This window comes from Rhodococcoides sp. S146-33, from assembly GCF_059489205.1.
Genome location: NZ_JCAJWY010000002.1, coordinates 1354452 through 1374740 on the forward strand (window position 1 = coordinate 1354452; position 20289 = coordinate 1374740).

Consider the following 20289-nt stretch of genomic DNA (forward strand, 5'->3'; position numbering starts at 1 on the left):
TGCGCTCCGGTCAGAGCCCGAAGTTCCCCGGGCCCCGACGCCTGAGGTATTTCTCGAACTCGGCTGCGATGGCGTCGCCGTCGATCTTCGCGATCGCGTCGGACATGTCCACCTCGGCATCGCCACGCTCTTCGAGGCTGCGCACGTATTCGCTGATCTCCTCGTCCTCTTTGGTCATCTCGTTGACCGCTTCTTCCCACTCCTCGGCCTGGGTGGGCAGTTCGCCGAGCGGTACTTCGATGTCGAGCACGTCCTCGACCCGCTGCAGCAACGCAACGGTGGCCTTGGGATTCGGCGGTTGCGAGACGTAGTGGGGCACGGCCGCCCAGAACGACACCGCGGGGACGCCGGCCTTGACGCACTCGTCCTGCAACACGCCGGTGATTCCGGTCGGGCCCTCGTACCGGGTCTGTTCGAGATTGAACTGTTCGGCCGACTCGGTGCTGTAGGCAGTGCCCGTGACCGGAACGGGCCTCGTGTGCGGGGTGTCGGCCAGCAGTGCCCCGAGGATCACGACGGTCTCGACCCCCAGCTGTTCGACGAATTCGAGGAGATCGTCGCAGAAGCTGCGCCACCGCATGTTCGGCTCGATACCGCGCAGCAGCACCACATCTCGTTCGCTACCGGGAGGCGAACACACCGACAGCCTGGTAGACGGCCATTCGATCTCACGGGTGACGCCATCGACCTGCCGAACCGTCGGCCTGTTGACCTGGTAGTCGTAGTAGTCCTCCGAGTCCAGCTCGGCAAGAGGACTGGCATCCCAGATCAGCTCCAGGTGCTCGACGGCACCGCTCGCCGCGTCGCCCGCGTCGTTCCAGCCCTCGAAAGCCGCCACCAGGATGGGCGAGCGCAATTCGGGAATGTCCTCGTCGAGATCGTCGAGGTCGTCGACATCTGTGGCGTTGGCCACAGCGTCGTGTACGGCCTCGATCAACGCTGCGTCGAGAGGCACAGCCGAGTCGGCATCCGGAATGTCCGCTTTTTCGGTACCGTCGTCGTTCGGGGACTGGCCATCGAGGTTTCGGGGACTCACCACGACAGCCTACGACCCGGCGGAACCCCGGTGCCCACTACTCTGTAGTGATGCCCGATCAACACAAGCCCGGTCTGCTCGATGCCATTTCACGGCGCGTTGTGATCGGCGACGGAGCGATGGGCACGATGCTCCAGGACGCCGACCTGACTCTCGACGACTTTCTCGGTCTCGAAGGATGCAACGAAATCCTGAATGCCACCAGGCCAGACGTGCTGCGTGAGATCCACCGTGAGTATTTCGCGGCCGGTGCGGACGCCGTCGAAACGAACACGTTCGGATGCAATCTGCCCAACCTGGCCGACTACGACATCGAGGATCGAATCCGCGAGTTGGCCGAGAAAGGCACTCGGCTCGCACGTGAGACCGCTGACGAGATGGGTCCCGGCCGCGACGGAATGGACCGATACGTCCTGGGTTCGATGGGTCCCGGCACCAAGCTCCCCACACTCGGGCACGCACCGTTCGCCCGGCTGCGCGACGCGTACACCGAAGCCGCGCTGGGAATGATAGACGGCGGTGCCGATGCCATTCTGGTGGAGACCTGCCAGGACTTGCTTCAGGTCAAGGCCGCGATCATCGGCAGCCAACACGCGATGGACAGGCTCGGCGTCCGCATTCCGATCATCACCCATGTGACGGTCGAGACGACGGGTTCGATGCTCGTCGGCAGCGAGATCGGTGCAGCACTGACTGCGCTGGAACCACTCGGTATCGACATGATCGGTCTCAACTGCGCCACCGGTCCGGCCGAGATGAGCGAGCACCTGCGCCACCTGTCCAAGCACTCGCGGCTTCCGGTGTCGGTGATGCCCAATGCCGGTCTTCCGACGCTGGGTGCAAAGGGCGCGGAGTACCCGCTGACCGCCCCCGAACTGGCCACGGCCCTGAGCGGTTTCGTCAGCGAGTACGGCTTGGCTCTGGTCGGCGGTTGCTGCGGCACCACTCCGGAGCACATCCGTCAGGTCGCCGACATGGTGCACGGAGCCACGAAGCTCGAGCGTCTGCCCGCTCCCGAGCCGGGTGTCTCCTCGCTGTACACCGCCGTTCCGTTCGAGCAGGACGCCAGCATCCTGATGATTGGTGAGCGCACCAACTCCAACGGGTCCAAGGCATTCCGCGACGCGATGCTGGCCGAGGACTACGAGAAGTGCCTCGACATCGCCAAGGATCAGACGCGCGACGGCGCACACATGTTGGATCTCAACGTCGACTACGTCGGCCGCGACGGTGCCGCCGACATGGCCGCACTCGCAAGCAGATTGGCGACCGCGTCGACGCTCCCGATCATGCTCGACTCCACCGAACCGGCCGTACTCGAAGCCGGTCTCGAGCACCTCGGCGGCCGTAGCGCCGTCAACTCGGTCAACTACGAGGACGGCGACGGCCCGGATTCGCGGTTCCAGAAGATCATGCGTTTGGTCAAGGAGCACGGTGCCGCCGTCGTCGCCCTGACCATCGACGAGGAGGGACAGGCCCGAACGGCCGAATGGAAGGTGCGAGTCGCAGATCGACTGATCACCGACATCACCGAGAACTGGGGCCTGCGGCACGAGGACATCATCGTCGACACCCTGACCTTCCCGATTTCCACCGGCCAGGAGGAGGTTCGACGCGACGGCATCGAAACCATCGAGGCGATCCGGCAGCTCAAGGAGAAGTACCCGAAGGTGCACACCACCCTCGGGTTGTCGAACATCTCGTTCGGTCTCAATCCCGCTGCGCGCCAGGTGCTGAACTCGGTCTTCCTGCACGAGTGCACCCAGGCAGGCCTCGACACCGCCATCGTGCACGCGTCGAAGATCCTGCCGATGAACAAGATTCCCGACGAGCAGCGTGAAACCGCTCTGGATCTGGTGTACGACCGTCGTAGTGAAGGCTACGACCCACTGCAGAAGCTGATGCAGCTGTTCGAGGGTGTCTCGGCAGCCTCGGCCCGAGAATCCCGCGCCGAGGAATTGGGTCGTCTGCCGCTGTTCGAGCGACTCGAACGGCGCATCGTCGACGGAGAACGCAACGGCCTCGACACCGATCTCGACTCCGCGATGGCCGAGAAGCCACCGCTGGAGATCATCAACGAGACGTTGCTGTCCGGTATGAAGACCGTGGGCGAGTTGTTCGGCTCAGGTCAGATGCAGCTGCCGTTCGTGCTGGCCTCGGCCGAGGTGATGAAGGCCGCTGTGGCGTACCTGGAACCGCACATGGAGGCGACCGACGACGACGGTAAGGGCCGCATCGTGCTCGGTACCGTCAAGGGTGATGTGCACGACATCGGCAAGAATCTCGTCGACATCATCCTGAGCAACAACGGCTACGAGGTCGTCAATCTCGGTATCAAGCAACCGATTTCGACCATTCTGGAAGCGGCGATAGACAAGCGTGCCGATGTGATCGGCATGTCCGGACTGCTGGTGAAGTCCACTGTTGTCATGAAGGACAACCTGATCGAACTCAACTCGAGGGGCGTCGCCGAACAATTCCCGGTGCTGTTGGGCGGAGCGGCTCTGACGCGGTCGTATGTCGAGAACGATCTACAGGACGTCTACGAGGGTGACGTGCACTATGCGCGTGACGCTTTCGAGGGACTGCGGCTGATGGACACCATCATGACCACCAAGCGTGGCGGCGGTCCGGCTCCGGACAGTCCCGAGGCACTGGCCGCGAAGGCCAAGACGGCCGAGCGCAAGGAACGCCACGAGCGGTCCAAGCGCATCGCGGAGAAGCGTAAGGCCGAGGAGGCTCCGGTCGTCGTGCCCGAGCGATCCGATGTCGCGGCCGATATCGACATTCCGGTTCCGCCGTTCTGGGGTACTCGCATCGTCCGAGGCGTGTCCCTGGCCGACTACTCGGGTCTGCTCGACGAGCGCGCCCTGTTCCTCGGACAGTGGGGTCTGCGCGGTGCCCGCAAGGGTGAAGGTGCCACCTACGAGGACCTGGTCGAATCGGAAGGTAAACCGCGCCTGCGGTATTGGCTGGATCGTCTGAGCACCGACGGCATACTCGCGCACGCCGCACTGGTGTACGGGTACTTCCCGGCGGTCTCCGAGGGGGACGACGTCGTCGTGCTCACCGAGCCCGAACCCGATGCACCGGAACGCTTCCGCTTCACGTTCCCGCGTCAGCACCGTGACCGGTTCCTGTGCATCTCGGACTTCGTTCGGTCCCGTTCGGCTGCACGAGAATCCGGGCAGGTCGATGTGCTGCCGATGAACCTGGTGACCATGGGCCAGCCCATCGCCGACTTCGCGAACGAGCTGTTCGCTGCCGACTCGTACCGCGATTATCTCGAGGTACACGGAATCGGTGTCCAGCTCACCGAGGCGTTGGCCGAATACTGGCATCGCCGAGTGCGCGAGGAACTGAAACTGTCCGACGGCAAGTCGGTCGCTGCGGAGGATCCCACCGAGGCCGAGGGGTACTTCAAACTCGAATACCGCGGTGCCCGTTACTCGTTCGGCTACGGAGCATGCCCCGATCTGGAAGATCGGATCAAGCTCGCCGCTCTGCTCGAGCCCGAGAGGATCGGCGTGAAGCTCTCCGAGGAGCTGCAGCTCCACCCCGAACAGTCGACCGACGCGTTCGTACTTCATCACCCGGAGGCCAAGTACTTCAATGTCTAGAACCCACCTGCAGGGCGTCCTGTGGGACATGGACGGCACACTGCTCGATTCCGAGAAGATCTGGGACGTCGCCATCGGTGAGTACTCACGAAATCTCGGGACGGAACTGAGCGCCGAAGTGCGCGAGAGCACCCTCGGGAATTCGATGTGGGATGCACTACGCAAGGTCCTGGCCAACGCATCGGTCGAGGTCACCGATGAGCACCAGACCGAGGGCCGCGAGTGGCTGACGGCCCGTGTCGGAGACCTGTTCGCCCAGGGAATCCCCTGGCGGCCCGGTGCCAAGGATGCGCTCGCTCTGGTACGCGAGATGGGTCTGTCCACCGGGCTCGTCACCAACACCGAGCGTGGCCTGGTCGAGCGAGCCCTGGACACATTGGGCCGCGAATATTTCGACATCACGGTCACCGGCGACGAGGTGGAGGCCGGCAAACCGCATCCGGCACCGTACCTACGCGGTGCGGCACTGCTCGGAATGGACGCCGGATCCTGCCTCGCGGTCGAGGACTCGCCCACGGGCTCACTGTCCGCGCACACTGCAGGATGTCCGGTGCTGGTGGTTCCCTCCGAGATCGCCGTGGCGCCGGCTCCTGGGTACACCATTCGTGACGGCCTTGTCGGTCTCACGGCCGAGGACGTCCGGCGAGCCTGGGCAGCCTGACTCCTCGAATCTCGACCGAATTGATTCCGCTGGATACCGACGTGAAAGAATACGAATCCGTGAAGACTTTCGATTCCCTGTTCGCCGAGCTCACCGACCGTGCGAAGACCCGCCCGGAGGGGTCGGGCACCGTCGCAGCGTTGGATGCGGGAGTTCATTTTCAGGGCAAGAAGGTTCTCGAAGAAGCGGGCGAGGTGTGGATCGCGGCCGAGCACGAAAGCGACGCGGCGCTCGCCGAGGAAATATCGCAGCTGTTGTACTGGGTTCAGGTGATGATGGTGGGCAGGGGCATCGAGCTCGAGGACGTCTACCGACATCTGTGAGTCGAGGATCCGCACGTCTCCCACGAACTCACCGACGAAGGAAAATTCCATGCTGCGCGTAGCCGTACCCAACAAGGGCGCACTCTCCGAGTCCGCCGCAGAGATTCTCAGCGAGGCCGGCTATCGACGCCGAAGCGACTCGAAGGACCTGACGGTTCTCGATCCGGCCAACGGTGTCGAGTTCTTCTTCCTCCGCCCCAAGGACATCGCGATCTACGTCGGATCCGGCCAGTTGGATCTGGGCATCACGGGCCGCGACCTGGCCCTCGATTCGGGTGCTGCCGTCGAGGAGCGCCTGGCGCTCGGCTTCGGCCGCTCGACGTTCCGCTACGCCGCACCCGCGGGCAAGGAGTGGGCACCCGAGGACCTGGGCGGACTACGCATCGCCACGTCGTACCCCAATCTGGTGCGCGCGGACTTGGCCCAGCGGGGGTTGGAGGCGACAGTAATCCGCCTCGACGGTGCCGTCGAGATCTCCATCCAGCTCGGGGTCGCGGACGCTATTGCCGACGTTGTCGAATCGGGCAGATCACTGCGCCAGAACAACCTCGTGGCCTTCGGCGAATCGCTCTGCGATTCGGAGGGCGTCCTCATCGAACGGGCAGGTGCCCCGGGTACCGATTCCGCACGTAAGCAGCTCATCGCCCGCGTGCAGGGCGTTGTCTTCGCCCAGCAGTACCTGATGCTCGATTACGACTGCCCCAAGTCGATCCTCGACGAGGCCGTCAAGATCACCCCGGGAATCGAGTCGCCGACCTTGGCGCCGATGGTCGACGACAACTGGGTTGCCGTGCGCGCCATGGTTTCTCGCAAAGTCCACAACAACGTCATGGACGAGCTCGCCGAGTTGGGAGCGAAAGCTATTCTCGCGTCCGACATCAGGTCGTGCCGCGCGTTCTAGATCCCGATCGGTCGCTGCCGTCAGCCGCGGCGGCGGACCAGGACTGTTTGGGCGATGCGGCCGACAGGCCCCAATTCGTCGCTGAGAGTCCCACCACACATGGCGATTCCGTCCGGACCGGTGGATGTTTCCGCCGAGACTCCCACCCATTCGCCCTGAGGCACCCGGAATATGTGCACCGTCAGATCGGTGTTCAAGAACGTCCATTCGTCGATCGGAAGCTGTGCACCGATACCGTTCGCGATGTCGGCAATGGAGAACAGTCGCTCCAGCGGGGTCATCGTTTCGCCCTGCACCAGAACGGGTCTGGGCCTCGCCCAAATTTCACCCGGTCCGGCGCCACCGAACTCGGTAAGGATCCTGAACTCGACCGCGTCGAGATAACCCGAGGACCACGAGTCACCGAAAGCGAAATCGACCCCATCGCCGGCCGGTGTCAACACTCGGTCGCCGGCGTGTGCGACGTCCTCGGTCGCAGAGGTGCGCATGCGCCACGCACTTCCTCGCGCCACCGCTCGCGAAGTTCCGGCAGAACCTTCGGCCCACAATTCAGCGACGACCAGTTCGACGTTGCTACCGGGACGCTCCGTCCATGCTCGGATCTCGATGTCCGCGACCGGGATCGGACCGAGAATATCGACCACCACCCGGCTGATCCTTGTGTCCTCCCGAGCGTCGACGCGCTCGAGCGCACGGACCAGCAGCGCTGACGGCGGAGCGCCGTGCTGCATCGTCGGTGCCCAGACGCTGACTGTGTTCTCGGTGGCCGTGACTTTCTCGAAGCCGTCCTTGCTGACACCGGCGGGAACGAAGAATGCGTCCGGCAGCGCCTTCGCGGTGAGGGTCACAACTCCGACTCCGGCTGTTGCGGTGCGGCCTGAGGCCAACCCGGGTACGGCGGGGGAGTACCACCGAACTCGGGGCACAGGGCCTGATGGTCGCACCACTTGCAGAGTGCGCCTTTCTTGGCTCGGAAGTCGCCGGTCTCACCCGCAGCCAGAATCGCTTTCCAGATGGCGGACAGCATGCGCTCGAACCTGCGCAGCTCGTCCTCGTCGGGGGCGTAGGTCAGTTCCTGCTTGTCGGCCAGGTACATCAATTTGAGCTGTGCGGGCACGATTCCACGCATCCTCATGATCATGAGGGCGTAGAACTTCATCTGGAACAGGGCCTTGGATTCGGTGAACTCGCGCGGCGCTCGGCCGGTCTTGTAATCGACAACCCGAATCATGCCATTGGGTGCGACGTCGATTCGGTCGATGAATCCCCGCAGCGGCGTTCCGTCGTCCAGATCTATCTCCACCCGCTGTTCACAGGACTCGGGCTCGAAGTGAGTGGGGTCCTCTAGTTCGTAATATCCGGCAACCAGAGCTCGAGCGCGGTCGAGAAATGCCGTCCGCTCGTCGACCGGCACCAAAGACTCGATGTCGGGCGACTGGGCAACGACCCGCTCCCATGCCGGATCCACCAGGTCGCGCGCAGTCGTCGGCACTCTGTCCTGCGCAGGCAGCGCGTACAGAGCCTCCAGCGCGGCATGCACCACGGTTCCCTTGACCTGAGCTTCGGTGGAGGTCTCCGGAATTCGGTCGACCGCACGAAAGCGGTAGAGGAGTGGGCACTGCTTGAAATCGCCTGCGCGGGAGGGCGACAAGGCCGGAGTGCTGCGGGGGCGAGGTGACGGCATCTGCAGTCGCGCACTGTCACCGAGGTCGAGTAGAGGCAAGTCGATGGGCGTCGACACGGAAATACTCACGACTGCGACCCTATGCCGCTGGTCCGACAACTTCGGTCAAGGCCGTAGTCTGGCACGTCGAGTCGTCCCCGACGCCCACCCGTTCCGGTCGGTCGTCGAACCGAACAACGAAAGCAGGTTCCGCTGTGTCCACCGGTGATTCCGCGTCCGCGTCGACCGACGGGGCCGAGGTCGACGCGCTCGTCGACGTCCCGGTTCCGAGTGCGGACGACGTGGTCACCGCCACGGTCGACGAGATCGAACTCGACCAGGTCCCGACTGCGGACGAGAGCGCCGTCGCACCGGTTCCGACCGGACCCGCCCGCAGTGGGCCGTTCCGTGTCGGCGATCGAGTGCAGCTCACCGATGGCAAGGGTCGCCATTACACGGTCGTTCTCGAGGCGGGTAAGGAGTTCCACACCCACCGAGGCGGAATCACGCACGACAAGTTGCTCGGAGCCGACGAGGGTAGCGTTGTCACCTCTGTCAACGGCACCCCGTACCTCGCGCTCCGGCCGTTGTTGACCGACTACGTGCTGTCGATGCCACGGGGCGCGCAGGTCATCTACCCCAAGGACGCAGCCCAGATCGTGCACGAGGGCGACATGTTCCCCGGGGCACGCGTACTCGAGGCCGGTGCCGGATCGGGCGCTCTGACGTGCTCGCTGCTGCGTGCCGTCGGCACCGCAGGAACGGTCATCTCCTACGAGATCCGTCAGGACCACGCCGACTACGCGATCAAGAACGTCGAGACGTTCTTCGGAGAGCGGCCGTCCAACTGGCACCTGACGGTGGCCGACGTGGATCGGTTCGGTGTCGATCGTCCCGGTGAGCAGGTCGATCGAGTCGTCCTCGACATGCTCGCGCCCTGGGATGCACTGCCTGCCGTATCGAAGGCTCTCGTTCCCGGCGGCGTTCTGCTGGTCTACGTCGCTACCGTGACGCAGCTGTCCAAGGTCGTCGAAGCCCTACGCGCACAGGAATGCTGGACCGAACCCCGTTCGTGGGAGTCGATGGTCCGCGGGTGGCACGTCGTCGGACTGGCAGTTCGGCCCGAGCATCGTATGCAGGGACACACGGCGTTCCTCGTCAGTGTTCGACGCCTCGCCGAGGGCACCGTCACGCCCAAGCCGCAGCGTCGGTCCGGTAAGGGCTGATCTCACGCCTGATCGGCCGTCATGGCGTCGAGTTCACCTGCCGTCTGCCGCGACAGCAGGCACATCGGTGGTCGTTCCGACAAATCCCTGACCGACGTCGAATTGTGATCGGCGTGATCGGATTCATCCGCGGTGTTGCACCCGGCCAGCGATATCGCGGCTGCCGTGAGGGCGACGCCCGCCGACATCCTGCGCATCTTCACTGGTGAAGGCCCTGTTTCCCTGGTCCGTCCACCGTTCGGTCAGGTGCGGCCGACATGACCCCGGCCGGGGCACGGGTGCAGCCGATACCCGCCGCCGGCACGCCCGATCGTGGTGTCGGTCCGCACATTCGGGCCGGTGCCGGTAGCGTTGATAGATCGTCACTGGGAGGAGTCGCTCATGAGCTCAACAGACAATCCGGATGTGGCCGCGGCCAGAGCCGAACTGGACGCCGTGCGAGCCGAAGCCGCTTCACTACGTCGTCAACTGGGGGAGTCCCCCGAACAGGTACGCGAACTCGAAGGCCGTGTCGATTCGCTGTCGCTGCGCAACACCAAGCTGTTGGACACCCTCAAGGAGGCCAGGCAACAGCTCATCGCGCTCCGCGAGGAAGTCGACCGGCTCGGCCAACCGCCGAGCGGTTACGGCGTTCTGCTGAGCGTGTTCGACGACGGAACGGTCGATGTGTTCACGTCCGGCCGAAAGATGCGCCTCACGTGCTCGCCCAACATCGAGGCCGACTCGCTTGCGCCGGGCCAGACGGTGCGGCTGAACGAGGCGTTGACCATCGTCGAGGCCTGCACCTTCGACCAGGTCGGCGAGATCAGCACTCTGCGAGAGCTTCTCGGCGACGGATCCAGGGCCCTCGTCGTCGGTCACGCCGACGAGGAGCGCGTCGTGTGGCTGGCCAAGCCCCTGATCGACATGGTCAACGACGACGGCCCGATCGACCCCGACGAGCCCTCACGCAAGCTCCGTCCCGGCGACTCGCTCCTGGTCGACACCAAGGCCGGCTATGCCTTCGAGCGCGTGCCGAAGGCCGAGGTGGAGGACCTGGTCCTCGAAGAGGTGCCGGACGTCGGTTACGAGGACATCGGTGGTCTCGGTCGGCAGATCGAGCAGATCCGCGACGCCGTCGAGCTGCCGTTCCTGCACAAGGATCTTTTCCGCGAGTATTCGCTCCGACCACCCAAGGGTGTGCTGCTGTACGGCCCTCCCGGCTGCGGAAAGACGTTGATCGCCAAGGCGGTTGCCAACTCGTTGGCCAAGAAGATCGCCGAGGCCCGCGGCCAGGATGCCAAGGAAGCGAAGTCGTTCTTCCTCAACATCAAGGGCCCCGAACTACTCAACAAGTTCGTCGGTGAGACCGAGCGCCACATCCGCATGATCTTCCAGCGTGCACGGGAGAAGGCGTCCGAGGGTACCCCGGTGATCGTGTTCTTCGACGAAATGGACTCGATCTTCCGCACCCGTGGTTCGGGCGTCTCGTCCGATGTCGAGACGACGGTGGTCCCGCAGCTGCTCGCCGAGATCGACGGTGTGGAGGGGCTGGAGAACGTCATCGTGATCGGTGCCTCGAACCGCGAAGACATGATCGACCCCGCGATCCTGCGGCCCGGTCGCCTGGACGTGAAGATCAAGATCGAGCGCCCCGACGCCGAATCTGCACAGGACATCTTCTCCAAGTACCTGACCGACTCGCTTCCGGTCAATGCCGACGATGTCGCCGAATTCGGTGGTGACCGCGCGGCCTGCATCCGGGGGATGATCGATCGGGTCGTCGAGCGCATGTACGCCGAGAGCGACGACAACCGCTTCCTCGAGGTGACATACGCCAACGGCGACAAGGAAGTTCTGTACTTCAAGGACTTCAACTCCGGTGCCATGATTCAGAACATCGTGGACCGGGCCAAGAAGTACGCCATCAAGTCGGTTCTCGAAACCGGCAACGCCGGGTTGAGGATTCAGCATCTCTTCGACTCCATCGTCGACGAGTTCGCCGAGAACGAAGATCTGCCTAACACCACGAACCCGGACGACTGGGCTCGAATTTCCGGCAAGAAGGGCGAGCGGATCGTCTACATCCGCACCTTGGTCACCGGTAAGAACGCCAGCGCGAGCCGGGCAATCGACACCGAGGCCAACACCGGCCAGTACCTGTAGATCCTGCACAGAGCAGAATCGGGGCGCGTCCGCACAGGGCGCGCCCCGATCTGTGTCCGGGTGCCGTCTAGGCTCGACTCATGCAGCGCATCATCGGTATCGAGGTCGAGTACGGCATTTCTTCCCCCACCGAACCCACCGCCAATCCGATCCTGACGTCGACCCAGGCAGTGTTGGCCTACGCGGCTGCTGCCGGAGTACCGCGGGCCAAGCGCACACGCTGGGATTACGAAGTCGAGTCGCCGCTACGTGACGCTCGCGGGTTCGACCTCGGACGCTTCAGCGGTCCGGCACCGGTCATCGATGCCGACGAGATCGGTGCGGCCAACATGATTCTCACCAATGGGGCACGTCTGTACGTCGACCACGCCCACCCCGAGTACTCGGCGCCGGAAGTACGGGATCCACTGGACGCAGTGATCTGGGACAAGGCCGGCGAGCGGGTCATGGAGGCCGCTGCACGCCATGCGTCCAGCGTGCCCGGAGCCCCGCGTCTGCAGCTGTACAAGAACAACGTCGACGGCAAAGGCGCGTCGTACGGCACGCACGAGAACTACTTGATGTCGCGCGAGACTCCCTTCTCGGCCGTCATCGCCGGGTTGTCCCCTTTCTTCGCATCGCGGCAGGTGATCACCGGGTCGGGGCGCGTCGGAATCGGCCAGTCCGGCGACGAGGCCGGGTTCCAGCTCTCTCAGCGAGCCGACTACATCGAGGTGGAGGTCGGCCTCGAAACAACACTCAAGCGCGGAATCATCAACACCAGAGACGAACCGCATGCCGATGCCGACAAGTACCGTCGGCTGCACTGCATCATCGGTGACGCGAACCTTGCCGAGATGTCGACGTACCTCAAGGTCGGTACCACTGCGCTGGTGCTCGACCTGATCGAAGCCGGAGTGGATCTGTCGGATCTTCAGCTCGCTCGACCGGTGACCGCCGTTCACCAGATCAGCCACGATCCGACTCTGCGTAAGGCCGTGGCGCTCGCGGACGGACGCGAGCTGACCGGGCTGGCGCTGCAGCGCATCTACCACCAGCGGGCCGCGAAGTTCGTGGCCGCCGAGGCGAGCGACGATGCCCGGGCCCTGGACGTGCTCGACAAGTGGGCCATGGTGCTCGACCTCCTCGAACGCGATCCGATGGAGTGCGCCCACCTGCTGGACTGGCCCGCGAAGCTCCGTCTGCTCGAAGGTTTCCGCCAGCGCGAGGGTCTGGGTTGGTCGGCACCGCGCCTTCATCTGGTGGACCTGCAGTACTCCGATGTTCGGTTGGACAAGGGTCTCTACAACCGACTCGTAGCCCGTGGATCGATGGACCGCCTGGTGACCGAACAACAGGTCCTCGACGCGGTGGGCACACCGCCGGACGACACCCGGGCCTATTTCCGTGGTGAGTGCCTACGCAAATTCGGGGCCGACATCGCCGCGGCGAGCTGGGACTCCGTCATTTTCGACCTCGGTGGCGACTCGCTGGTACGCATCCCGACTCTCGAACCGCTCCGCGGCACCAAATCGCATGTCGGCGCACTGCTCGAGTCTGTCGACAGTGCTGCAGAACTCGTCGATCAGCTCACCAACTGAGTACCGGGCAACGTAATCCGACGGTTCGATGGTGTCTCGACGACCCGAGCGGCAAGTCTGTCGGTAGGGTAAAGGTCCGTGCACTTTCGGCGGAACGTTCGGTTGCACTTGCACATCCACAACAGTGCATCTCGGATGAATCGATGAACGTGCAGTAGATGTGTTCTCTCGATACACGGAGGAGGTCGGCGACTATGGCACAGGAGCAGACACGGCGCTCTGGCGGCGGCGACGACGATGAGGTCCCAGGCGACACCGGAGCCGGTGGGCAGGAACGGCGCGAGAAGCTGGCCGAGGAGACCGACGACCTCTTGGACGAGATCGACGACGTCCTCGAGGAGAATGCCGAGGACTTCGTCCGCGCCTACGTGCAGAAGGGCGGCCAGTGACGGTGGATCGTTCGGACCCACGGTCGGCCGGTGACGGCATGGCGATCCCGCTCGGATCGAGTAGTTCGTCGTTCTCCGACTATCTCCGTCAGCACGCCCCCCATCTGTTGCCCGAGAGCGGTCTCGCCGCAGACCTGGCGTCCCACGCCGCCAACGGCAGCACCGACAAGTCCGGCATCGCACCGCACGGCACGACGATCGTTGCCCTCACCTACGCGGGCGGAGTTCTGATCGCCGGTGATCGCCGCGCCACGCAGGGCAATCTGATCGCCAACCGTGACATGCAGAAGGTCTACGTCACCGACGAGTACTCCGCTGCCGGCATTGCCGGGACCGCAGGCATCGCGATCGAGCTCGTCCGGCTCTTCGCGGTCGAACTCGAACATTACGAGAAGATCGAAGGCGTCCCGCTCACCTTCAACGGCAAGGCCAACAAGCTGTCGTCGATGGTGCGCAGCAACCTCGGTGCCGCAATGCAAGGACTGGCCGCCGTCCCGTTGCTGGTCGGTTTCGACATCGATATCTCGGACCCGGACAGTGCCGGGCGCATCGTCTCGTACGACGTTGTCGGCGGGCGTTACGAGGAGCGTTCGGGTTACCACGCGGTGGGCTCCGGATCGCTGTTCGCGAAATCGGCACTCAAGAAGCTCTATCGTCCCGGAATGACCGAGGACGAAGCGCTTCGCGCAGCGGTCGAATCGCTGTACGACGCCGCCGACGACGACTCCGCCACCGGCGGACCGGACGTCACCCGGGGGATCTATCCGACGGCAGTGGCGATCACGAGCGTCGGCGCGGACGACGTTGCACACGACCGCGTGTCGGCAGCAGCGCGTTCGGTTCTCGCCGAGCGGACCGCGAGTGCCGCACACACCGGTGGTGCAGACCATCACACCCGGTCCGGTCAGCAAGTGAGCGAAGGGGGTAGCGCGCCATGACAATGCCGTACTACGCATCGGCCGAACAGATCATGCGCGATCGTTCGGAGTTGGCGCGCAAGGGGATTGGGCGAGGCCGAAGCGTTATCGCGCTGACCTACGCGGACGGTGTGCTGTTCGTGGCCGAGAATCGCTCGACGGCGTTGCACAAGGTGAGCGAACTGTACGACCGGATCGGTTTCGCGGCTGTCGGGAAGTACAACGAGTTCGAGAATCTCCGGAAGGCCGGCATTCAGCATGCCGACATCAAGGGGTACACCTACGACCGCCGCGACGTGACCGGCAGGTCGCTCGCCAAGACGTACGCGCAAGCGCTGGGGACCATTTTCACGGAGCAGCTCAAGCCCTACGAGGTGGAAATCTGTGTCGCGGAGGTCTCGCATCAGGACGAGCCGATCGCAACGCAGCTGTACCGCATCACGTACGACGGGTCCATAGTCGACGAACAGGACTTCGTCGTCATGGGCGGAACGACGGAGCCGATCGTGGCGGCGTTGAAGGACACCTACCGCCCCGGACTCGGTCTGGCCGATGCGGTGCGCGTTGCGGTGGACGCACTGACTGCGGGACCCGCCGTGCCACCGGCCGCCGGCGGTGAGCCCGAGAAGAAGGTTCTCGAGGTGTCTGCGCTGGAGGTGGCCGTGCTGGACCAGGGTCGGCCCCGGCGTGCGTTCCGGCGCATCGCCGGAGCTGCGTTGGAGGACATGTTGCCGGCTGCGGCACCGGCCGCGCAGGCGACCGCCGACACCGTCGACGGTGTCCCCGACGCGGGACCCTCGTAGCTCTTTCGCAGATCGTCACGAGAACGGCCTCGGGCCCTACCGCTTTCGGTAGAGCGCGAGGCCGTTCTTGTCACTGGTGAACTCGAACCACGTTCCGTCACCCACTACTTCGCCGTCGGCGGCGAGTGCAACGGGAGCGCCCTCCACCTCCACGGTCAGTTGCTGCACTGCTCGGCGAACGTAGGCCGGTGACGAGCCGAGGGTGCCCGTCACCGTCGCCCAGAGCAGTCTGGTTCTCGACGCCTTCGGTTCGGAAGGAAGGAACCGGACGTCCAGCGTGCCCGTATGAATGCTGCTGCGCGACATGGGAACTTGGTCTTCCGGCACGTAGTTGCCGTTCCCCACGAAGAGCATCCACACCGAGTGGCCGGTGCCGTCGAGTTCTATGTTCAACGGTTCCGCGGCGACCAGCACCCTCGTCATCGCAACGGCTGCCGCGGGCCATTTGCCGATTCGGCGCTGAAGCTTCTGACGTAGCCGCACCGAGTCCGGATATCCACCGAAGGTGGCGGTGTTGACGAACGATACGCTGCGGCCGTCGATGGACACCTGGGCAAGATCGACCAGTTCGGCGGTGCCCGCCTCCACGGCTGCCGCGGTGTCTTCCACGGCAGTCAGACCGGTGTCACGGGCGAAGTGATTGAGGGTGCCGCCGGGGAACGCGGCGAGAGGCAGGCCGCTGCGCGCCGCCGACGCGGCGACGCTGACCACGGTTCCGTCGCCGCCGCAGACACCGAGAGCGCGCGGAGACGTGTCCCGAATTCGTTGTTCGAGTTGCTCGTTGAAATCCACCTCTGGATCCGGAACGAACAGATCTGCCTCGGGGAGCGCTCGGCGGATCGCGTCGGGCACCGACTCGGAGCCGTCGCCGGACCCAGGGTTGACGAGCACGAGCAGCCCCCGTCCTCTCTGAAGTGGCTGGACCTCGATCGGTGAGCCCAGATCTGCGGGCTTTTCCGAGCGCACGGCCCACCATCGACGGGTGGACAGCGCGATGGCCGAACCGAGGGCCGCACCTGCGATGACGTCGGTGGGCCAGTGCACACCGACGTGGACGCGTGAGTAGCAGACAGCGGCCGCCACGGGTGCCAGCACAAGTCCTGCCAGCGGAGATTCGATGGCAACGGCTGTCACGAAAGCAGCGGCAGAAGCCGAGTGACCGGACGGAAAGGAGGACGACACCGGCGGAGCCAATACCTGACGCAGGACGGGTACCGACTCGGAACCGGGACGAGTCCGCGGGAACAATGGTTTGAGCAGGCCGTTCGCAACAGAGCTCGCACCGGCGAGCGCCACGAGCCCTCGAACGCCGCCGCGTCGAGCCGGGCCACCTGCGGCCACGAGAAGCGCCGCCGCACCGAACCACAGGCGACCGTGATCGGCGGCGTTGCTCAGGGCGCGCAGACCGCCGTCTGCGCTGCTCTGCCGCAGAGCAGCACTCCGTGCCACCAGGGACAGATCCCACGCATGAACGGCCGTCGCAACAGAAGTACGCCTGGGTGTCATGACACCCAGCCTAAGCACGTGCGATTTCGGCGCGCTCCGACACATCGAATCGAAGGTTGCGTTGTAGTGTCGAAGTGTGCAGCGACGAATTATGGGCATCGAGACAGAGTTCGGTGTCACATGTACTTTCCACGGACATCGACGCCTCAGTCCGGACGAAGTGGCTCGTTATCTGTTCCGCCGGGTGGTGTCGTGGGGTCGTAGCTCGAATGTGTTCCTCCGCAACGGTGCCCGCCTCTACCTCGATGTGGGTTCGCACCCCGAGTACGCGACCGCCGAGTGCGACAGCCTGCTGCAGTTGGTCACCCACGACCGCGCCGGCGAGCGTGTTCTCGAAGATCTGCTGATCGACGCCGAGCAGCGCCTGGCCGAGGAGGGCATCGGCGGTGACATCTACCTGTTCAAGAACAACACCGACTCCGCAGGCAACTCGTACGGCTGCCACGAAAACTTCTTGGTACAGCGAGCGGGGGAGTTCTCCCGCATTTCGGACGTGCTGCTTCCGTTCCTCGTCACGCGTCAATTGATCTGCGGCGCAGGCAAGGTGCTGCAGACGCCGAAAGCGGCCACCTTCTGCCTCTCGCAGCGCGCCGAGCACATCTGGGAAGGTGTCTCGTCGGCCACCACTCGGTCGCGGCCGATCATCAACACCCGCGACGAGCCGCATGCCGACGCCGAGAAATACCGCCGGTTGCACGTCATCGTGGGCGATTCCAACATGGCCGAGACCTCGACGATGCTCAAGGTCGGGACGGCAGCCCTGGTCCTGGAGATGATCGAAGCCGGAGTGTCTTTCCGAGACTTCGCATTGGACAATCCGATTCGCGCCATTCGCGAGGTCAGCCACGATCTCACCGGCAGACGTCCGGTGCGGCTCGCCGGGGGACGGCAGGCCAGCGCCCTCGACATTCAGCGCGAGTACTACGCCCGGGCCGTCGAGCATCTGAAGACACGTGAGCCGAACACGCAGGTGGAACAGGTCGTCGACCTGTGGGGTCGGACGCTCGACGCCATCGAGACACAGGACTTCGCGAAGGTCGACACGGAGATCGACTGGGTCATCAAGCGCAAACTGTTCCAGCGCTACCAGGATCGGTACTCGATGGAGCTCTCCGATCCCAAGATCGCGCAACTCGACTTGGCCTACCACGACATCAAACGCGGACGTGGAGTATTCGACCTGCTGCAGCGCAAGGGCTTGGCCAAGCGAGTCACCGAGGACGAGCAGATCGACGAAGCCGTCGATCTACCTCCGCAGACCACCCGCGCCAAGCTGCGAGGAGAGTTCATCACCGCCGCGCAGGAAGCGGGCCGCGACTTCACCGTCGACTGGGTGCACCTCAAGCTCAACGATCAGGCGCAGCGAACCGTGTTGTGCAAGGACCCGTTCCGTTCGGTCGACGAGCGAGTGGAGAGACTGATCGCGTCGATGTAGGCCCGGCGACCGTCCGGTGCCTCGAGTCGCTACCGCTCCGGCACCCACGGAGCAACTAGGCTCGACAGTTGTGGCCACCACCAAAGTCGAACGCCTGATGAATCTTGTCATCTGCTTGCTGTCGACACGTCAATTCCTCACCGCGGAGTGGATCCGTGACAGCGTGGCCGGATACGACGACTCGTCCAGCCACGAAGCCTTCAGTCGAATGTTCGAGCGGGACAAGAACGAACTCCGTGACCTCGGCGTTCCGCTGGAAACCGGAGCCGCAACCAGGTTCGGCGGAGTCGAGGGCTACCGCATCAATCGCGACGCCTACGAGCTGCCCGACATCGACCTCACCAGCGAGGAATCGGCCGCCGTCGCTGTCGCCGTCAAGCTCTGGGAGTCGCCCGAGCTCACGTCGGCGGCGCAGAGCGCGTTGCTCAAGCTTCGTGCCGCCGGTATCCAGGTCGACCAGAACGAGTCCGCGGCGGCGGTGACCGCGGTGCCCGCGCGGACTCGGGGTTCCGAACCTGCTCTCGGTGCGTTGCTGGCCGCCATCGACGAAGGTAAGTCGGTGAGGTTCGAGCACCGACCGTCGTTGACGGATCCGTTCACGACCAGGACTGTCCAGCCGTGGGGTGTCGTGACGTTCCGTGGACGTTGGTACCTGGTGGGGCACGACGTCGACCGCGACGACACCCGCACTTTTCGTCTCTCCCGCATCGGTGACGAGGTCAAGTCGTTCGGGTCGCCGCAGAGTGTCCGCAAACCCGACGGTATCGACCTCCAGGACATCGTCCGTCGCGTAGCAGGAACGTCCTCGGTGTCGGGCACAGCACGGGTCTGGTTGCACGATGGAAAGGCATTGGAGCTGCGTCGAATGGGAACGATCGTGGGTGCGATGAATCTGGGCACCAGGAGCGGCACGGTCGTCGAGGTTCCCGTGCGGTCCTGGGATTGGATCTCGCGGTTGATCGCGGGCCACGGCGCCGATGCGGTGGTGCTCGAACCGGCGGAACTGCGGGCCGATGTCATCTCGACTCTGCGGACCGCAGCCGCCACGGAGAACGAACGATGAGCGCGCGCCTGTCGGTCCGGTTGGCCAGGCTCCTCAACATGGTGCCGTTCTTCATGGCCAATCCTGGGTTGAGCGCCGAGGAGGCTGCGCGCGAACTGGGTGTGTCGACGGCAACGCTGATGGCCGATCTCAACCAGCTCTGGATGTGCGGCCTACCCGGCTACGGCCCGGGCGACCTCATCGATCTGTCGTTCTCCGAGGAGAGCATCGACGTCACGTTCTCTGCGGGCATCGACCGTCCACTGCGTCTGACGTCGACCGAGGCCACAGCCCTGCTGGTTGCGCTCCGATCGCTGACGTCGATGCCAGGAATGGTCGATCCGTCCGCCGCGCAACGGGCTATCGCGAAGATCGAAACCGCGGCGGGTTCAGCGGCGGCCAACGTGCCGCTCTCGTCCGATCACGACAGTGTCGGCACCGAGGAAGGGGCGGTCTCGAGCACCGTCCGGGCCGCTTTGCGACACCGGCATGCTCTCGACCTGACGTATTACTCCGCGTCGCGGGACGTCGTCACCGAACGAACCGTCGACCCGATCCGGACGGTCGTCGTCGATGACAACAGTTATCTTCAGGCATGGTGCAGACGAGCCGAGGGCGTTCGGCTCTTCCGGTTCGACCGCATCGACTCGGCAGTCGAGCGGGACGAGCCTGCCGCGCCCCCGGAGTCGGTTCAGGACGAGGACGCCTTCGAGATCTTCAACGACGATCCCTCGTTGTCGCAGGCGCGACTGAAGGTATCGCCCGCGTATACCTGGATTCTGGACTACTACCCGATGACCCAGGTCGCAGCGGAATCCGACGGTTCGATCGAGGTCACCATGCGGTTCGCGACCTTGCAGTGGATGACCCGTCTGACGCTCGGATTCGGCGGCGGCGTCACGGTACTTTCACCTGAATCCTTGGTGAACTCCGTCCGCGAACGCGCACGTTCTGCGCTGGACGTGTATTTCGAGCTGGACTCGACCAGCGCAGACAGCACCCCTACAACATGAACACAGGGCAAACCAGCGCTCGCCGGTGC

At 64.4% G+C, this 20289-nt stretch carries 18 protein-coding genes; 13 read left to right on the top strand and 5 right to left on the bottom strand.

Going from position 1 to position 20289, the window contains the following annotated elements; genetic code table 11:
• Positions 1–10: 10 nt before the first annotated feature.
• Complete coding sequence (locus AC5WEY_RS14875; protein ID WP_495646587.1) at positions 11–913, bottom strand: PAC2 family protein; 903 nt, start codon at positions 911–913, stop codon at positions 11–13.
• Between the two features lie 173 nt (positions 914–1086).
• On the opposite strand from AC5WEY_RS14875, the gene metH reads away from it, so the two are divergent.
• The 4 genes from metH to hisG are packed head-to-tail and all read left to right on the top strand — an operon-like array spanning position 1087 to position 6541.
• Positions 1087–4656: a methionine synthase gene (gene metH / locus AC5WEY_RS14880; RefSeq protein WP_495646397.1), complete on the top strand. Its 3570-nt coding sequence runs from the start codon at positions 1087–1089 to the stop codon at positions 4654–4656.
• Positions 4649–5317, top strand: coding sequence for an HAD family hydrolase (locus AC5WEY_RS14885; RefSeq protein ID WP_495646398.1), 669 nt, complete (start codon positions 4649–4651; stop codon positions 5315–5317). The genes metH and AC5WEY_RS14885 overlap by 8 nt, the downstream gene beginning before the upstream one ends.
• Before the next feature lie 59 nt (positions 5318–5376).
• A complete protein-coding gene (locus tag AC5WEY_RS14890) occupies positions 5377–5640 on the top strand; it encodes a phosphoribosyl-ATP diphosphatase (protein ID WP_027497080.1) in 264 nt (87 codons plus the stop codon).
• A 49-nt stretch (positions 5641–5689) separates the two neighbouring features.
• Positions 5690–6541: an ATP phosphoribosyltransferase gene (hisG, locus tag AC5WEY_RS14895; RefSeq protein WP_057478738.1), complete on the top strand. Its 852-nt coding sequence runs from the start codon at positions 5690–5692 to the stop codon at positions 6539–6541.
• A 20-nt stretch (positions 6542–6561) separates the two neighbouring features.
• Here the strand turns inward: hisG and AC5WEY_RS14900 are convergent, their stop codons facing one another.
• Together AC5WEY_RS14900 and AC5WEY_RS14905 are read right to left on the bottom strand one after the other, a co-directional pair.
• Positions 6562–7389, bottom strand: coding sequence for a thioesterase family protein (locus AC5WEY_RS14900; RefSeq protein ID WP_495646399.1), 828 nt, complete (start codon positions 7387–7389; stop codon positions 6562–6564).
• Complete coding sequence (locus tag AC5WEY_RS14905) at positions 7386–8225, bottom strand: RecB family exonuclease (protein ID WP_495646588.1); 840 nt, start codon at positions 8223–8225, stop codon at positions 7386–7388. The genes AC5WEY_RS14900 and AC5WEY_RS14905 overlap by 4 nt, the downstream gene beginning before the upstream one ends.
• A gap of 305 nt (positions 8226–8530) precedes the next feature.
• On the opposite strand from AC5WEY_RS14905, the gene AC5WEY_RS14910 reads away from it, so the two are divergent.
• Positions 8531–9430: a tRNA (adenine-N1)-methyltransferase gene (locus tag AC5WEY_RS14910; protein ID WP_057478816.1), complete on the top strand. Its 900-nt coding sequence runs from the start codon at positions 8531–8533 to the stop codon at positions 9428–9430.
• Between the two features lie 2 nt (positions 9431–9432).
• Here AC5WEY_RS14910 and AC5WEY_RS14915 read toward each other — a convergent pair whose 3' ends face one another.
• Positions 9433–9627, bottom strand: coding sequence for a hypothetical protein (locus AC5WEY_RS14915; protein WP_495646400.1), 195 nt, complete (start codon positions 9625–9627; stop codon positions 9433–9435).
• A 184-nt stretch (positions 9628–9811) separates the two neighbouring features.
• Here AC5WEY_RS14915 and arc point away from each other — a divergent pair, with 184 nt between their 5' ends.
• The 5 genes from arc (at position 9812) to prcA (ending at position 15264) form a co-directional block, all read left to right on the top strand.
• Positions 9812–11575, top strand: a complete 1764-nt coding sequence (gene arc, locus AC5WEY_RS14920; RefSeq protein ID WP_057478740.1) for a proteasome ATPase — start codon at positions 9812–9814, stop codon at positions 11573–11575.
• 80 nt (positions 11576–11655) lie between these two features.
• Complete coding sequence (gene dop, locus AC5WEY_RS14925; RefSeq protein WP_057478741.1) at positions 11656–13155, top strand: depupylase/deamidase Dop; 1500 nt, start codon at positions 11656–11658, stop codon at positions 13153–13155.
• A 194-nt stretch (positions 13156–13349) separates the two neighbouring features.
• Positions 13350–13544: a ubiquitin-like protein Pup gene (locus AC5WEY_RS14930; protein WP_008716348.1), complete on the top strand. Its 195-nt coding sequence runs from the start codon at positions 13350–13352 to the stop codon at positions 13542–13544.
• Positions 13541–14482: a proteasome subunit beta gene (prcB, locus tag AC5WEY_RS14935; RefSeq protein WP_495646401.1), complete on the top strand. Its 942-nt coding sequence runs from the start codon at positions 13541–13543 to the stop codon at positions 14480–14482. The genes AC5WEY_RS14930 and prcB overlap by 4 nt, the downstream gene beginning before the upstream one ends.
• Positions 14479–15264 (top strand): proteasome subunit alpha, encoded by a 786-nt coding sequence (prcA, locus tag AC5WEY_RS14940; RefSeq protein ID WP_057478743.1) that lies wholly within the window; start codon positions 14479–14481, stop codon positions 15262–15264. The genes prcB and prcA overlap by 4 nt, the downstream gene beginning before the upstream one ends.
• Before the next feature lie 36 nt (positions 15265–15300).
• Here prcA and AC5WEY_RS14945 read toward each other — a convergent pair whose 3' ends face one another.
• Complete coding sequence (locus tag AC5WEY_RS14945) at positions 15301–16770, bottom strand: bifunctional phosphatase PAP2/diacylglycerol kinase family protein (RefSeq protein WP_495646402.1); 1470 nt, start codon at positions 16768–16770, stop codon at positions 15301–15303.
• A 76-nt stretch (positions 16771–16846) separates the two neighbouring features.
• Between AC5WEY_RS14945 and pafA the strand changes: the two genes are divergently transcribed.
• From pafA to AC5WEY_RS14960, 3 genes are all read left to right on the top strand, one after another.
• Complete coding sequence (pafA, locus tag AC5WEY_RS14950) at positions 16847–18205, top strand: Pup--protein ligase (protein WP_170944814.1); 1359 nt, start codon at positions 16847–16849, stop codon at positions 18203–18205.
• A 70-nt stretch (positions 18206–18275) separates the two neighbouring features.
• Complete coding sequence (locus AC5WEY_RS14955; RefSeq protein WP_057478745.1) at positions 18276–19268, top strand: helix-turn-helix transcriptional regulator; 993 nt, start codon at positions 18276–18278, stop codon at positions 19266–19268.
• On the top strand, positions 19265–20260 hold the full coding sequence (locus tag AC5WEY_RS14960; protein WP_495646403.1) for a helix-turn-helix transcriptional regulator: 996 nt from the start codon (positions 19265–19267) through the stop codon (positions 20258–20260). Before AC5WEY_RS14955 ends, AC5WEY_RS14960 begins: the two co-directional genes overlap by 4 nt.
• Positions 20261–20289 lie beyond the last annotated feature (29 nt).

Coding starts and splice junctions, on each gene's coding strand:
- AC5WEY_RS14915 (WP_495646400.1), bottom strand. CDS start 9,627: ATGCGCAGGATGTCGGCGGGCGTCGCCCTCACGGCAGCCGCGATATCG.
- metH (WP_495646397.1), top strand. CDS start 1,087: ATGCCCGATCAACACAAGCCCGGTCTGCTCGATGCCATTTCACGGCGC.
- AC5WEY_RS14960 (WP_495646403.1), top strand. CDS start 19,265: ATGAGCGCGCGCCTGTCGGTCCGGTTGGCCAGGCTCCTCAACATGGTG.
- AC5WEY_RS14905 (WP_495646588.1), bottom strand. CDS start 8,225: ATGCCGTCACCTCGCCCCCGCAGCACTCCGGCCTTGTCGCCCTCCCGC.
- dop (WP_057478741.1), top strand. CDS start 11,656: ATGCAGCGCATCATCGGTATCGAGGTCGAGTACGGCATTTCTTCCCCC.
- prcA (WP_057478743.1), top strand. CDS start 14,479: ATGACAATGCCGTACTACGCATCGGCCGAACAGATCATGCGCGATCGT.
- arc (WP_057478740.1), top strand. CDS start 9,812: ATGAGCTCAACAGACAATCCGGATGTGGCCGCGGCCAGAGCCGAACTG.
- AC5WEY_RS14885 (WP_495646398.1), top strand. CDS start 4,649: ATGTCTAGAACCCACCTGCAGGGCGTCCTGTGGGACATGGACGGCACA.
- AC5WEY_RS14945 (WP_495646402.1), bottom strand. CDS start 16,770: ATGACACCCAGGCGTACTTCTGTTGCGACGGCCGTTCATGCGTGGGAT.
- hisG (WP_057478738.1), top strand. CDS start 5,690: ATGCTGCGCGTAGCCGTACCCAACAAGGGCGCACTCTCCGAGTCCGCC.
- AC5WEY_RS14930 (WP_008716348.1), top strand. CDS start 13,350: ATGGCACAGGAGCAGACACGGCGCTCTGGCGGCGGCGACGACGATGAG.